Source organism: Pseudogemmatithrix spongiicola (assembly GCF_030623445.1).
GTDB lineage: Bacteria > Gemmatimonadota > Gemmatimonadetes > Gemmatimonadales > Gemmatimonadaceae > Pseudogemmatithrix > Pseudogemmatithrix spongiicola.
Window position 1 is genome coordinate 3,065,908 of the sequence record NZ_CP130613.1, and the last position, 15,081, is coordinate 3,080,988.

Sequence of the window (15,081 nt, forward strand, 5' to 3'; positions counted from 1 at the left end):
GCGCGTCTAGAACCTGGCCTCGAGGTACAGGTCGAGTCGCGTCTGCCAGCGGGGATGCATGCCGCGCGAGAGGTCGATGCGCGCCATCCCGTCGAAGAAGCTCGCCCCGACGCCGACACCGCTCATCGGGCGCCCCATCGCATTCCAGCCGTCGCGAGGCCCCGCCCAACCCAAGTCGCCGAACAGCACTGGCCGCGCGGCCACGCTGCCCGTGCCCAACTCGACGCGGCTCAGCCAGAATGCCTCACCGACCCCCGTGCCCGCCGTCTGGCCGCGCACGCTCCACAGGCCACCGAGAAAGAACTGGCGCTGCGCCGGCAGTTCGCCTTCGCTGGTGCCGGCCGCCGCGGTGACCGACGCGGTCACGGGGCCGAGGCCACGGCTCACGATGGTCTCGAGGAAGGCGCGGCCGTAGTCCATCTGGCCGGTCGCTCCCTCGAGCCGCAGGTCGGCGCTCATGCGCCACCCGCGCGGATCCAGGCCGCGGCTGCCGCGCCAGCGCAGGCCCGCACCATAGAACCAACCGGTGTCCGCGACGACATTGCCGAGAAAGCGATCGTCGTTGGCACCACCGAACAGCGACCAGCGGCTATCGACACGCGCGTTCCACTGCTGCTCGGCGAAGACGCGCCACTCCAGCCCGCCGCGCGGCACGCGCTCGCGCGTGAGCTCCGCACCCCAACTGCGATGGTAGAAGCCCTCGTCGCGCGCGTAGAAGAGGTTCGGGAGCGAGGCACCGAACGACAGCGGATCGCCGAAATCCGAACTCACGTTCAAGCGACGGAACACGCCCGCGTGGTACTGCGTGCGGCCGTTGCTGCGGGCGACGGACAGGCCACCGTTGAGTTGCAGGTCGCCACCCGAGGCGCGGCCATCGAGCGCCACGCTGTAGCCCTTGCCGAGCGTCGTGCTCATCCGGGCGCCTGTGCCGAAGCCCTCGATGCGGTTGTAGCGCGTGTAGGCCAGGCCGTACTCGAGCGTCGGCTTGCGCGGCGCCCACGCCGGCTGCAGGCCGAAGTCGAGCATCCGCATGAGCTCGTCGCGCTGCGCGGCGCCGAAGAGTTCTTCGCCAGGGTCGTAGATGGACGGCGGCAGCTCGGCGGACTCGGTGAGTTGCTTCATGTCGCAGGGCACGTCGACGGCCATCGAGAGCGCACCGTTGCCGCGCGTCTCGTACACGCGGTACGTGCCCGTGCGCGCGCAGCCTGCAGCCCGTTCCACCTTGAACAGCTCCTCGCGCGCGGCGTAGAACGCCCGCACGGAATCGCGCACGGCGGCGGAATCCAGCCCGCGGTCGCGGAAGGACTGCGTCAACGAATCGTTGTCGACGCGGTTGACCCTCGGCACCTCCGGCAGGTCATCGAAGCCGTTCACGCTTTCATAGCGATACCGCTGCTCGATCCGGAACGGCACGCGCATGAAGCTCACCCGCGCATAGCCCTCCGCGCCCTGCGTGCGCGGCAGCCAGTACCGTTGCTCGAAGAGGCCGTACTCGATGGTCACGGCCGTGATCTCCGCGCGCATCGGCGTCAGCATGCCCCGCACGGGGGCCGGCATGTCCTTCCGGGCGTCGGGATCCTCGGCCTCGACGGTCTCCCAGATGTCCATCGGTGCCGAGAAGCGCATCACGGCGCGCGCGAGCTGCGCGCTCTCCGTCTCGAACCAGAACGACCCCACGACGAGATTCCACACGGCCCGCCGCGGCGTCGCGATGAGTTCGCGCAACTTGAGGCGCTTCCCGTCGGGCAGCACGATGTCCACCGAGTCGCCGCTGGCGAAGGTGAAGTATGCTTCCGACCCCTCGGCCACCGGGTGGATCAGCATCGGCGACCCGTCGTTGTCCGACGAGCCGACCATCTCGAACAGCCAGAGCTGGTCCTTGCCCGGGTAGTACGGCACCGCGAGCATGTCGTCGAGCTCGGAGGCCATCTCGCTCTCGAGCTCCGCCTCGGCTTCCTTGATGCCCTGCGTGATCGGCGCGACCATGCGGGCACCGAGCACCTCGACCCGCGCCCCGCGTCCACGCTGCCAGCGCACCCGCGACGCATTCTCGCCTCGCCAGACCAAGCGCTCGCGCGCCGTCTCGCGCAACGACATGCCGGCCGAGATGCGCTGGTAGCTCTTGACCTCATAGCTGTACAGCGAGGAGTCCTGCTGCAGCCGGGCTGCGCGCGCGCGCAGCAGCAGCTCGCGCGCCGCGTTGTCCTTGAATGCCGTGCGGCGGTGCTCGTCGGTGACGGCGATGCGCTCTCGCGATGGCGGACGCACCGAAATGCTGCCGCTGGCAGTGCTGGAGTCTCGGTTCACTTGCACCGTGACCTGGAAGGCGAGCAGTAAGCCGAGCGCGACCATCAGTCTGATACCCCGTCTGGAATGCCTTGACGCCCCCGACTGGCGCGGTGGCGACGATGTCGGGACCTACGGCCTGCGCGGGGGAGGGGTTTCCCGGGTCGAGTCCGCCGCAGCGGCCTGCCGCCGCTGGGTCTCCACCCGAGCGAGCATCCCGCGCCGGTTCGCGGCATCCAAGGCCGCGGCCGCCGGCAGCTGCAGCGCGCCAACGAGTACCGGGAGCAGCAGCAATCCGGCGCCACCCGGGAAGGTCGGCCGCCCGTCGGGAGAGATGACGCCAAACCGCGCGACCAGCATCGCCGCGTTCCGCTGGATCCACACCGTGCCAATGATCACCGCGAGCCCGAGCGCGGCGAGGATGATCGGGAAGACCGGCGTGTCGCGGAACACATCCGCGGCGAGCCATCCGAGATAGGCCACGAACCAGCCCAAGCCGAGCAGGGTCCACGGCATGCGGCGCATGCGCAGCGAGAACAGGAACGCGACCAGCGCCGCCGGCGGGAGCAGGTGCCGGAACACCTCGTACTCCCCGAGGAGCATCGCCGATGCGGTCGCCGCGGCGAAGACGGCGAGCGCATGCAGCCACAGGGCGTAATCCTCGCCGCGCGGCTGGACGCGGTCGGCGACATACGCCCCCGCCGTCACCAGGCTCGCGGCGATCCACCACACCCAGCCCGTGCCGACGGCGCCGAGCTCTCCGGCCAGCGCGGCATCGGCGGCGTGGAAGAGAAACCGCAGCAGGAGGCCGGCGATCAGCAGCGCGAAGAGCGGGAAGCGCACGCGGCGCACGGCCACCAGCGCCGCCGCCAGCGTCGCGAGTTCGACGACGATCTCGAGTCCGCGACAGCGCCCGAGGTGGAAGTCGAAGACGAGGTCGAACCGGGAGTTGCGGCACGACGCCGGGACGTCCGCTGCTATCCATCGCGTCAGCTCGTTCAGGGCGACGACGCCAATCGGGACCATCGCCACGGCGAGGAGCACGGCAAGTCCGCCCGCGGTCTGGAAGCCCTCGCGTCGGAGCCGCTGCGCGACGCCAAGGAACAGCGCCATGTACAGCCCGACCACCGCCAGCACGCCACCCGCCCCCAGCCAGTCCCAGCGGTCCGCGAGGAACCAGCCCATCGCCGAGAGCACGGTCACGGCCCCGAGGATGTAGCCGATGACCGAGGCGTCCACCGGACGCGGAGACGTCGTGGCGCGGCGTGCGGGGGCCAGCGCGCGGATCGCTGCCGCCTGCTCAGCCGAGATGATGCCGAGCGACACGGCGGCATCGAGCCGTCGATCGTCGTCTTCGTACATTTCTGCCATGAGTGCGCCTCCCCGTCCCGCCGAGCACGGCGACCTGCCGCTCGAGGAGTTCGAGCGACACGCCACGCAGCTGGCGCATTGGATCGCGACGTACCTCGGATCTCCCGAACGCTACGCCGTCCTCGCTCCGGTTGCACCGGGGGCCGTCGCCGCCTCGCTGCCGGCGGCGATGCCGCCCGAGGCGGAATCGCTCGACGCGATCCTCGCGGACCTCGACCGCGTCGTGATGCCGGGCGTTACGCACTGGAACCATCCGGGCTTCTTCGCCTACTTCGCGAACACGGCGTCGGTCCCCGGCATCCTCGGTGAGCTGGTGAGCGCCGCCCTCAACCAGGTCGGCATCCTCTGGCGCACGTCGCCCGTGCTCGCCGAGATGGAGCAGGTCACCACCGGATGGCTGCGCGACGCCATGGGCCTGCCGCGCGAGTGGTTCGGCATGCTCACCGACACGGCGAGCACGAGCACCTTGCAGGCGCTGGCGGCAGCGCGCGAGCGCGACGCGACCCTCGACATCCGCGAGCGCGGCATGGCGGGCCGCAGCGACCTGCCCGCGCTGCGCGTGTACTGCTCGGACCAAGCGCACTCATCGGTCGACAAGGCCGTGATCACCCTCGGGCTCGGCCGCGCGAACTGCGTGCGCATCGCAAGCGACGGCGCGCAGCGCATGCGCGTCGATGCGCTGCGCGCGCAGGTCGAGGCCGATGTCGCGGCCGGCATGCGACCTATGGCCGTGGTCGCGACGCTCGGCACGACCTCGAGCACCGCGGTGGATCCGATCGCCGAGATCGCCGCGCTCTGCGAGCGCCACGGCCTGTGGCTGCACGCGGACGCGGCGTACGGCGGCGTGCTCGCGATGCTGCCGGAGCGTCGCGCGATGTTCGCCGGGCTGGAGCGGGCGGATTCACTCGTCGTGAACCCGCACAAGTGGCTGTTCACGCCGATGGACTGCAGCGTGCTGTGGACGCGGCATCCGGACGTGCTGCGCCGCGCATTCTCGCTGACGCCGGAGTACCTGCGCACGCGCGAGCAGGACGTGGCGCTGTCGTACTCCGACTACTCCTTCCAACTCGGCCGTCGGTTCCGGGCCCTCAAGCTCTGGTTCGTGCTGCGGGCCTTCGGGCTCGCGGGCATCCAGGCGCGGCTGCGCTTCCACTGTGCGCTGGCCGAGCGTGCGGCGGAATGGATCGCCGCCGAGCCCGGCTGGGAGTTGCTCGCGCCGGTCACGATGTCGGTGGTGTGCTTCCGGCACCGGCCGACGGGCGTGGTTGACGAGGCGGCGCTCGAGCGCCACAACGCGGCCATCCTCGAGCGCGTGAACGCCAGCGGGCGCGTGTTCCTCTCGCACACCAAACTCGACGGGCGCTACACGTTGCGCATCGCCATCGGCAACCTGCGCACGGAGGAGCGGCACGTGGCCGAGGCTTGGCGACTGCTGCGTGAGGCGGCGCAGGCATGACCGCGCCCCTGTTTCCTCCCAAGCCGGAATCGCGAACGGGGCGGCGTTTCCCGGTCGTGCGCGTGACGCTGCTCGTGGTCCTGGTTGCGCTCCTCGTGTTGCCGACGGTCTGGTGGCACCTGACGCCGGCGCGGTCGGTCGGGGTCGTCGTCATCGACAAGACCCTGCCGCATGCCGCATGGCGCGAGCATGAGCGCGTGCACTGGTGGCTGGACCACCGGCGCGTGATGGATCCGCGCGGTGGCGTCGCCTGGCGCTACGCCGAGGACTATGTGGGCTACGCGCCGCTCACCAAGGTCGGCACCGACCTCGACAGCACGCATCTCGCCGGCGCACGCCTGGTGTACATCGCCGATGCCTACGGCGTGTACACGGGTGATTATCTCGCGGATGACGACTCGACCACTCATGGCGAGCTCGAGCCCTCGCAGTTGATCTACGGCGGGATGAAGGACGCCGAGGTGACGGCGCTCGAACGATTCGTCGCGCGCGGCGGCAGCGTGGTGGCGGAGTTCAACACACTCGAGGATCCGACGGCGGGCACGGCAGCCGGCGATCGGCTCGGCGCCCTGCTCGGCGTGCGCTTCGACCGTTGGCTCGGACGCTGGTACGGCGACCTCTCGTCGCCCGACGAGATCCCGTCGTGGATGAAGGAGCGCTACGAGCGCGTCTATTGGAAGCCATGGAACTTCCGCGGGCCCGGCGTGGTGATGTTCTCCGACCGCGAGGATCGCATCGTCGTCATCGACTCCAGCGAGTTCACGTCGCGCTGGCCGATCACGCTCGAGGTCGATGACCCCGACGATCCTTTGACGCGCCGGGTCCGCAGCGGCCAGCCGTATTGGTATTGGGTCTCCGGCGTATCACCGACCGACAGCGGCGAGGTGCTCGCGCACTTCCACCTGCACGTCACCGATGCGGCCAAGCAGCGGCTGCGGGCGATGGGCTTCTCGTCGCTGCCGCCGGCCGTCGTGCGGCACCGCGGCGCCGGGGTGCGTGCGTACTTCGCGGGCGACTTTGCGGACGTCGGTGCGACGCCGCCCCCGCTGCGGCGCACCCGCGGCATGGATTGGATGGGTCGGCTGCAGGCGCGCACGAAGAAGCCAGGTCGGCAGCAGCGTTTCTTCTGGAGGGTCACGATGCCGCTGTGGGACGGAATGCTGGACGAAGTCATGGCCACGTCCCGGTGACCTGAATCACGGCTGCCGCAGTCCCATTAACGACCGAGGGTTTGCGGCATCCAACTGGCACACCCCGCGCAGGCTCCCACCCTGCCGCGCTTCACACCGGGTCCCCACGGCCCGAAGGAGATGTTCCGATGTTGCGTCGATTCGCGTTGTTCCCCACCCTGGCTCTCGCGCTCGTGCTCGCCGCCTGCGGCGAGGCGCCGACGGCGACCACGCTGACCGATGACTTCGCGCTCGTGATGTTCGGCGAGCAGGGCGAGGCGTTGGACGGCACCATGGGCCCGCAGCCGGGCGCACCGTTCGACGGTCGCACGCGCCGCCCGATCTTCCCGGATTCGCTGGCGCTCACGGACGCGCAGCGCGCCGAGATGCTCGCCCTGCGCATGGCCTTCCGTGCCGACCACGAGGCGCAGCTCGATTCGCTGCGGGCGATCTTCCAGGAAGCGCGGTTGGCGCGCCTTGAAGGCGCCACGCGCGCCGAGGTCCGCGCGATCCTCGAGACGGGCCGCCCGATCGCCGAGGCGCTGCGTCCTGACGTGCAGGCCCTGCACGCGGCCCTGCGCGCGGTGCTCACCGATGCCCAGCGCGCGTGGCTCGACGCACAGCGCCGGCCGCGACGGTTTGGTCCGCGGCCGTAACGGCAACGGCGTTCACCACGAAGGCACGAAGGGAGTCGCGAAAATCTCTCGGGCCCGCAACGCCAAGGAAGCAATGCTTCTTGGAGTCGCAGGCCCGAAAGTCTGTTGCAGAGCCCTTCGTGCCTTCGTGGTGAAATCCGTTACGAGGTCTTGGTCGGAATCATGAACTCCTCGGTCTTCGGCCGCACCGGGAACTTGAACCACCCCGACACCTTCTCGCGCCACTCGTCCATGATCTCGTAGATCGTCGGGATCACAAGCAGCGTCAGGACCGTGGACGTGATGGTTCCACCGATGACCGCACGCCCCAACGGAGCCCGGAAGTCCGCGCCTTCGCCGAGGCCCAGCGCCACGGGGATCATGCCGGCGATGAGTGCGAAGGTCGTCATCAGGATCGGCCGCAGGCGCACGCGCCCCGCCTCGATGATCGCCGCGCGGCGCTCCATGCCCTGCTCCTGCCCCCACTTCGCGAAGTCGATGAGCAGGATGGCGTTCTTCGCCACGATGCCCATCAGCAGGATCACGCCGATCATCGACATGATGTTCAGCGTGTCGTTCGTGATGATCAGCGCCAGCACCACGCCGATCAGCGACAGCGGCAGCGAGATGAGGATGGCGATCGGCTCGAGGAACGAGCCGAACTGCATCACGAGGATCAGGTACATCAGCAGCAGCGCGATGCCCAGCGCCGCCAGGATGTCGCCGAAGACCTGCGCCTGGTCCTTCGCCTCGCCGCCGAAGCTCCAACGGATGCCGTCCGGCACCTGCATGCGCTGCAGTTCACGCGTGATGTCGCTGGTGACTTCGCCGAGCGAACGGCCGGAGACGTTGCCCTGCACGACGACCACGTTGTCGCGGTCGAGGTGCGAGATCTTCGCCGGTCCCAAGCCCTGCGTGACCGTCGCCAGCTGCCCCAGCGGCATCATGCGCATCGGCGCACCGCCCTGGCCACCCACGGCGATCGGCAGGCGCTCGATGTCGCTCACCTTGGTGCGCGACTCCGGCGCGAGGCGCACGCGCACCTTGCGGTTCTCGCCCGCCGGGTCGACCCAGTCGCCGGCGTCGATGCCCGCGAAGGCCGGACGCAGCGACTGGGCGATCTGCCCCACGCTCACGCCCAGCGAACCGGCCAGCGCGCGGTCGAGCGTGATCTCGAGCTCGGGCTTCTGGCCCTTGGTCGAGAGCGACACGTCCACCGCGCCCGGCACGGCGCGCACCACCTTGAGCACCGAGTCGGCGAACGCCTGCAGCTGGCGGCCGTCGAAGCCGCGCAGCTCGAGCTGCACCTGCTTGATCGCACCACCGAAGCCCGAGGTGAACACGGCCACCGTCGCGCCGCCGATCGTCTTCACGTCCTCACGCAGGATCGCGCCGAGCTGCTCCTGCGAGATCTCGCGCGTGGCCTTGGGTGTCATGCGTACATACACGGAGCCCAGGTCCACGGCCCCGAGCGCTTCCGACGGATCCAGGCCGCCGCCCGCGCCGATCGTCGCGAACGTGTAGCGCACCTCGCCGTGCTTGCGCGCCACCTGCGCGGCCTCCTCCGTCTTCATCCGCGTGTACTCGAGGTTCGACCCCGGCGGCGTCTCCACCTGGATGATGAGCTCCGAGTTGTCGCTCACCGGCACGAAGCCGAACCCGCCGATCGTCGCCTGCAGCGCGAGCGCGCCCACGAGCGAGCCGACGGCGAGCAGGATCATCGCGAGACGATGGTCCAGCGCCCAGCCGATGACCTTGGTGTACCCGCCGGCCATGCGGTCGAACCAATTGTTGAACTTCACGAGCTGCCGCGAGATCCAGCTGCGGTGCTCGTGGTTCTCGATCTCCGGGTCCGGCCAGTACGCCGAGAGCATCGGGTCGAGCGAGAATGACACGAACAGCGACACGAGCACCGCGCAGGCGATGGTCAACGCGAAGGGCTTGAACCACTGGCCCGACAGACCGGCCATGAAGCCGATCGGCACGAACACCGCGACGATCGAGAACGTCGTCGCGGCGACGGCGAGGCCGATTTCGTCGGTGCCCTCGTGCGCCGCCCGGAAATGGTCTTTCCCCATCTCCACGTGTCGCACGATGTTCTCGCGCACCACGATGGCGTCGTCGATCAGGATGCCGATGGCCAGCGAGAGGCCGAGCAGCGACATCGTGTTGAGCGTGAAGCCGAAGGCCCACACGGCCACGAAGCTGGCGAGCACGGAGATCGGCAGCGCGAGGCCGGTGATCACCGTCGAGCGCCAGGAATTCAGGAACAGGAACACCACGAGCACCGTCAGCACCGCGCCTTCGACCAGCGTGCTCTGCACGTTGGCCACCGACGCCTCGACGCGCTCGCCGGAGTTGCGCACCACGTCCAGCGTGGTGCCCGTCGGCAGGCCCGGGCGCAGTTCATCGATTGCCGCGACCACGCGCTCGGCCACCGCCGTCGTCGAATAGCCCTTCGACTTCTTCACCTGGATGCCGATGGCATCGCGGCCGTTGAACATCGCCGCCGTGCGCGGCTCGGCCGTGCCGTCGCGCGCGGTGGCGACTTCGCCGAGGCGGATGGCGCGACCACCCTTCTCGGCGACCACCAACTGCAGGAAGTCTTCCGGCGTCTCGAGCTTGCCCTTGAGGCGGATCGAGCGCTCGTCGAGCGCGCCGGTGATGCGGCCGACCGGCGCCGCGAGGTTCTGCGACTGCAGCGCGCCGACGAGCTGGGCCACGGAGATGCCCGCCGCCTCCATCGCCTCGGGACGGATCTCGACGGTGAGCTCGCGCTCCACGCCGCCGATGACGTTCGCTTCCGCGACGCCCGGGATGCCGCGCAGGATGCGCGTGATGCCAGGATCGGCGATGCGCGTGAGCGCCGGCGCGTCGAGCGTGCTCGAGTTGAGCGACATCTCGATGATCGGCTGGTCCGCGGGGTCGAAGCGCGTGAGCACCGGCTCCTTCATTTCCACCGGGAGCTCGGAGCGGATGGCGCTGATCTTGTCGCGGATGTCCTGCGAGGCCTGCTGCAGGTCCTTCTCGAACACGAAGAACACCGTGACGTTGGCGAAGCCGTCCTGCGCCGCGCCGCTGATGCGGTCCACGCCCGAGATGCCGCTCACCGCCTCCTCGACGCGGTCGAGCACTTCGCGCTCGACGACGTCAGGCGAGGCGCCCGGATACGGAATCGCGACGTTGATGATCGGCTGCTGGACGTCCGGGAACTCGTCCGTCTCCAGCTGCCAGAGCGAGAACAGCCCGAACACCACCAGTGCCAGCATCGACACGACGGTGACCAGCGGCCGCTTGATCGCAAAGTCTGAGATGAACATCTGCTATGCGCCTCAGCGCTGAGTCGAAGTGTCTGACGGCGCGCTCACCTTCACGCGCGACCCGATGGTGATGCCGAGCGCGGCGCCCACGAGCACGGTGTCGCCGGCGGCGAGGCCCGTCGTGATCTCGACGCGGCCGGTGCTGCCGTCGCGCGCGCCGAGCTGCACGGGCACGCGCTCCGTGACACCGCTCTTGAGGCGCACGACCTGCGGCTGCAGCCCGCGCTCGTCCACGGCCTCCGCGGGCACCGTGAGCGTCTCCCGCGTCTCGCTGGCCACGCGCCCTTCGGCGAAGAGACCGGCGACGAGTCGCTGGCCTTGGTTGGGGATGCGCACGAAGAGCCGCACCTGCCGCGTCTGCGGATCGGCCTGCGGGTTCACGCTGGAGATGCGGCCCTCGAAGCTGCGGCCCGGGTAGCCCGTCACGCTGAAGCGCACGGGCGCGCCGATGCGCAGCATCGCGAGTTCACTGGCCGGCACGGCCGCCTCGAGGCGCATCGTGCTCGGATCGACGATCGCAAACAGCGGCGCGCCGGGGTTCACGATGTCACCCGGATTCACGAAGCGCTCGGAGACCACGCCGTCGTACGGCGCGAGCACGTTCGCCGCATCGCGGGACTTCTCGGCCTGCGAGAGGCGCGCGCGGGCGTCGTCGAGCATGGAGCGGGCACCGAGGTCGGCACGGCGGGCGTTCTCGAGATCGCGGTCGGCGAGCGCGCCGGCCGCGTGCAGGCGCTCGGCCCGCGTGAGTTCGCGCGCCGCGAGGTCCGCCGCCTGCTGCGCGGCGGTGAAGCCGCTGCGCGCGCCGAGGTAGGCGTCCTGGATGGCACGGTCATCGATCTTGGCCAGCGACGTGCCTTTGGTGACGACGGCGCCGGGATCCACGTTCACGGCCAGCACCGCGCCCGGCACCTCGGCGCGGATCTGCGCCGTGCGCTCGGCGACGAGCGAGCCCGAGAGGATCGGCCCGATCGAGAGCGAGGTCTGTTCGGCAACGGCGACGCCTTCCGGCCCGACGTTGACGGTGACGGCCTCGGAGACGGGCGCCTCGTTGGCGTCGCCGCGTCCGCAGGCGGAGAGAGACACGAGGAGCGCGAGTGCGGCAACGCCGGCGGCGCGGAACGAACGCGAAGACATCGAAAGCATCCCCCGCAGGGCGGGCGTGTGGGAAATCATGGGAATGGACATCAGCGGGCGCCTCCGATGGCCAGCGGGAGGTCCTTCAGGAGCGCGAGGCGCATGCGCGCGACCTCGAGGTCACGCGCCGTGGTGACGCGCTGCAGGCGGGCCTGCTCGAGTTGCACGCGGGCCTCGGTGAGTTCGACAGGCGTCGAGATGCCCTCGCTGAAGCGCACTTCGGCGATGGCGTAGGCGCGCGCGGCCTGCGCATCGGTGCCGACGGCGGCTTGGTACGCCGCCGCGGCCTGCTCGTAGGCGTTGACGGCGAGCACGGCATCGAGCTCGGCGCCATCGCGCGTCTGCTCGAGCCGCGCGCGGGCTTCGGCGACGTTCGCTTGCGCGACCATCTTCTGGCCGGAGGTCAGCCCGCCGTTGAACACGGGGAAGCTGAGCCCGAGCGTGACGGTCCAGTTCGGGAAGTAGAGATTGAAGTCGCTCGGCAAGAAGGTGCCGTCGGGCGGATACGCGAAGCGCTGATAGGTGGAGCTCAGCTGCAACGCGGGCAGTCGGGCGAGACGCGCGGCGGTGAGGGCCTTCTCGGCAGCGTCGAGCTGCGCGGCGGCCTGGCGCACGGTCGCGCGCGCGGTGGCCGACGTGTCGGGTGCGAGGCTACGCGCGCCAGCGAGCGTGACGGGGGCGAGCGGCGCGGCCATCGCGGCACCTTCGTCGCGGATGGGGGTGGTGAGCGTCAGCGGCTGCGCGAGCGGCAGGCGCAGCAACTGCTTGAGGCGCAGTTGCGCGGCCTGACGGGCGCCGCGGGCCTGGATGGCCGCGGGGCGCTGGTTGTCGCGCGTGACCTGCGCCCGGAGCAGATCGAACTCCGACGCCGTGCCGACCTCGCGCGCGAGGCGCACCTGCGAGAGCGTGCGCTCGGTGAGGGCGAGCGTGGAGTCGGCGATCTCGGCAAAGCGTTCGGCGGCGACGGCGTCGTAGTAGGCCTGCGCGACGTCGAGCAGCGCCTGCGCCTTGGCCGACGAGAGCGCGATGTCCGCGGCGGAGAGTCCGGCCTCGGCGCCGGCGCGCTGCGCGGTCAGGCGGCCTGCGGTCCAGAGGTTCTGCGTCGCGCTGAGCGTGAAGATGAAGGTGTTGGGCGCCGCGAAGATCTGCGCGAGCGGCGAGTTCGCGATGCCATCGTCACCGCCGCCGCTGCCGGAGTCGGGCGCGAACTGCTCGGAGATGGCCTGGAACTGGTTCTGGATGGCGCGCTGGTAGTTGGCGGCGCCGTTGATTTGCGGCAGCAGTTGGCTGTTGGCCTGACGCAGCTGTCCGCGCGCGCGGTCGGCACCGGCCGCAGCGGCACGCACGCCGGCGCTACGCTGCTCCGCCATCTGCAGTGCCTCGGCGAGCGAGAGCGCCGCCGGGGCCGCGTTGGGCGCAGTGCCCTGCGCCTGCAGCGTCGATGACGCGAGGGGCAGCACGAGTAAGAGCAGTGCGACGGCCGTCGCACCGATGGCGCGCAGGACGAGGCGAACGTACGTCGCCGGCGCCTTGTCGCGCGGCGGGAACATGGAGGGCATGAGGTCTCGTCCCATGGCGTCGGCGAAGATGGTGCCGAGCAGCATCGTGGCCGCCGCCTTGAGGTCGGCAGAGGGTGGAATGAAGCGGTGCTCGACCAGCCGTTCGAAGTAGCGCAGGACTTCCGCGCGGGACTCTTCGGGGCGCTCGGCGGTGGTGTCGGCGCACTCCGGATGCTGATGCATCTCGGCGAGCGAGGAGCGGATCATGCCGGCGGACTCGAGCATGAACGCGTGGTCGGCGGCGGCCCACTCGGTGAGTTCGCCCTGCGGATCCACGGGCACCGCGGGCGGCGTCGGGCGGTCGACCGTCGCGGCGCGCGACCGCAGGGCTTCTTCGATGAGTGTCGCCTTGGAGCCAAAGAGCCGGAAGAGCGTGACTTCGTTGACACCGGCTGCTTCGGCGATGCGTCGCGTGGTTGCGCCGCGGAATCCACCCTCGGCGTAGACGCGTAGCGCCGCGTCGATGAGCTGCTGTTTGGTTGGTTCTGTCATACGGAGATCTGGGGAACGAACTGGAGGCAGCAATTAAAGCAAGCGACCACTTGCTTACAACGGGTGAGGTTGTGTTTGGGTTTCAGCCCTGCACAACGTGCTGTGATGTAGAATTTCGTCCATTGATATACGGTATTTGTTCGGTAATGAATCAGCAACTGTGGGATTTCCGTGGTGTGCTTGTCGCCCGCCCGCACTTCAGTATTGAGGAATCGTCGATGCCACCACGCCCCTTCTGGCCCCGCTTGCTGCTCGCCACGCTCTTCACCGTGAGCGGCCTCAACCAGCTGATTCAGGTGCCAGGCGAGTTCCGTGGGGACGACGCGCTACCGATGCTCGGTATACTGCACGTGGTCGCCGGGGTCCCGGGCATCCTCACGGCGATCGGCGCGTGGCGGATGACGCGATGGGCATGGATGGCCGCGCTCGCGTGGGCGGCGGCGACCTCGACGCTGATTCTCTCGCTGGAATCGCTACTGCAACTCTCGCCCGAAGACGCCCAAGGCTTCGTGCCGGCGGTGATCGGCATCGCGCTCGTCGGAACCTGTGCCGCGTGGTATCTCTTCCGCAGCGCGCGGCGAGTCGCGGGGAACGCCGCATCCACCGCCGCGGATTGATGCCGTACGCCTCCCTCCGAGCCTTTCGCCCATGAAGAAGAAGCCTGACGATCCGCAGCTCGCCTCCAAGCTCACACCGTTGCAGTACGAGGTAACGCAGTGCAGCGCGACCGAGCCGCCGTTCCGCAACGAGTTCTGGGACCATCACGAACCCGGCATCTATGTAGATGTCGTCTCCGGTGAGCCCTTGTTCTCGTCCACCGACAAGTTCGACTCCGGCACGGGGTGGCCGTCGTTCACGCAGCCGCTGCTGCGCGAGCGCGTGACGGAGCACACCGACTCGTCGTACGGCATGCGCCGCGTCGAGGTGCGCTCCGCCGACGCGGACTCGCATCTCGGGCATGTGTTTCCCGATGGCCCGGGACCCTCGGGCCTGCGCTACTGCATCAACTCGGCGTCGTTGCGCTTCATCCCGGCGGCGCGCCTGACGGCGGAGGGCTACGCACAGTTCGCGGGGCTGTTTCCGGGCATCGCGCAGGAGTCGGCATGAGCGGCGAAGTCGCGACGCTGGCCGGCGGATGTTTCTGGTGCCTCGAGGCGGTGTACCTCGAACTGCGTGGCGTGGAGCGCGTGAAGAGCGGCTATGCCGGTGGCCATGTGCCCAACCCGACCTACGAGCAGGTCTGCGGCAAGCAGACGGGGCACGCCGAGGTGGTGCAGGTGACCTTCGATCCGGCGGTGATCGGGTATGGAGAGTTGCTGGATGTGTTCTTCACCATCCACGATCCGACGACGTTGAATCGCCAGGGCAACGACGTCGGGCCGCAATATCGCTCGGCGATCTTCACGCACTCGGAGAGCCAGGCGCGCGTGGCGCGCGAGAAGCTCGCGGCGGCGCAGGCGCACTGGGAAGACCCGATCGTGACGGAGCTGCAGCCGCTGGAGACGTTCTGGCCGGCGGAGACCTACCACGACAACTATCTCGCGCGGAATCCACAGAATCCCTACTGCGCCGTGGTGGTCGCGCCGAAGGTGGCAAAGGCGCGCAAGGTGTTCTTCGACAAGCTGAAGAAGTAACGGCGGACGGCCTTCACCACGA

Annotated in this window: 11 protein-coding genes; 6 read left to right on the top strand and 5 right to left on the bottom strand. The window is 69.5% G+C overall.

Annotated features, from left to right (window positions below):
• Positions 1–6: 6 nt before the first annotated feature.
• Complete coding sequence (locus Strain318_RS14090; RefSeq protein WP_367886332.1) at positions 7–2,352, bottom strand: ShlB/FhaC/HecB family hemolysin secretion/activation protein; 2,346 nt, start codon at positions 2,350–2,352, stop codon at positions 7–9.
• Positions 2,353–2,418: 66 nt separating this feature from the next.
• Complete coding sequence (locus tag Strain318_RS14095; RefSeq protein WP_367886333.1) at positions 2,419–3,657, bottom strand: hypothetical protein; 1,239 nt, start codon at positions 3,655–3,657, stop codon at positions 2,419–2,421.
• Between Strain318_RS14095 and Strain318_RS14100 the strand changes: the two genes are divergently transcribed.
• The 3 genes from Strain318_RS14100 to Strain318_RS14110 all read left to right on the top strand — a co-directional run bounded on the left by Strain318_RS14100 (position 3,656) and on the right by Strain318_RS14110 (position 6,938).
• Positions 3,656–5,113, top strand: coding sequence for a pyridoxal phosphate-dependent decarboxylase family protein (locus Strain318_RS14100; RefSeq protein ID WP_367886334.1), 1,458 nt, complete (start codon positions 3,656–3,658; stop codon positions 5,111–5,113). The genes Strain318_RS14095 and Strain318_RS14100 overlap by 2 nt on opposite strands.
• Positions 5,110–6,303 (top strand): hypothetical protein, encoded by a 1,194-nt coding sequence (locus Strain318_RS14105; RefSeq protein WP_367886335.1) that lies wholly within the window; start codon positions 5,110–5,112, stop codon positions 6,301–6,303. Before Strain318_RS14100 ends, Strain318_RS14105 begins: the two co-directional genes overlap by 4 nt.
• 128 nt (positions 6,304–6,431) lie before the next feature.
• Positions 6,432–6,938 carry a hypothetical protein gene (locus Strain318_RS14110; protein ID WP_367886336.1) on the top strand — a complete coding sequence of 169 codons (507 nt, stop codon included), beginning with the start codon at positions 6,432–6,434 and terminating at the stop codon, positions 6,936–6,938.
• Positions 6,939–7,078: 140 nt separating this feature from the next.
• Here the strand turns inward: Strain318_RS14110 and Strain318_RS14115 are convergent, their stop codons facing one another.
• From Strain318_RS14115 to Strain318_RS14125, 3 genes are read right to left on the bottom strand one after another with little or no spacing between them, the layout of a single operon-like run.
• On the bottom strand, positions 7,079–10,237 hold the full coding sequence (locus Strain318_RS14115; RefSeq protein WP_367886337.1) for an efflux RND transporter permease subunit: 3,159 nt from the start codon (positions 10,235–10,237) through the stop codon (positions 7,079–7,081).
• A 12-nt stretch (positions 10,238–10,249) separates the two neighbouring features.
• Positions 10,250–11,374 (bottom strand): efflux RND transporter periplasmic adaptor subunit, encoded by a 1,125-nt coding sequence (locus tag Strain318_RS14120; protein ID WP_367886338.1) that lies wholly within the window; start codon positions 11,372–11,374, stop codon positions 10,250–10,252.
• A gap of 50 nt (positions 11,375–11,424) precedes the next feature.
• Positions 11,425–13,425: a TolC family protein gene (locus Strain318_RS14125; protein WP_367886339.1), complete on the bottom strand. Its 2,001-nt coding sequence runs from the start codon at positions 13,423–13,425 to the stop codon at positions 11,425–11,427.
• Between the two features lie 218 nt (positions 13,426–13,643).
• Here Strain318_RS14125 and Strain318_RS14130 point away from each other — a divergent pair, with 218 nt between their 5' ends.
• Genes Strain318_RS14130 through msrA form a run of 3 tightly spaced genes read left to right on the top strand, consistent with a single transcriptional unit; the run spans position 13,644 to position 15,059 of the window.
• Positions 13,644–14,042: a hypothetical protein gene (locus Strain318_RS14130; protein ID WP_367886340.1), complete on the top strand. Its 399-nt coding sequence runs from the start codon at positions 13,644–13,646 to the stop codon at positions 14,040–14,042.
• Between the two features lie 31 nt (positions 14,043–14,073).
• Positions 14,074–14,532: a peptide-methionine (R)-S-oxide reductase MsrB gene (gene msrB, locus Strain318_RS14135; RefSeq protein ID WP_437436308.1), complete on the top strand. Its 459-nt coding sequence runs from the start codon at positions 14,074–14,076 to the stop codon at positions 14,530–14,532.
• Complete coding sequence (gene msrA / locus Strain318_RS14140; protein ID WP_367886341.1) at positions 14,529–15,059, top strand: peptide-methionine (S)-S-oxide reductase MsrA; 531 nt, start codon at positions 14,529–14,531, stop codon at positions 15,057–15,059. Before msrB ends, msrA begins: the two co-directional genes overlap by 4 nt.
• The last annotated feature ends 22 nt before the right edge of the window (positions 15,060–15,081 follow it).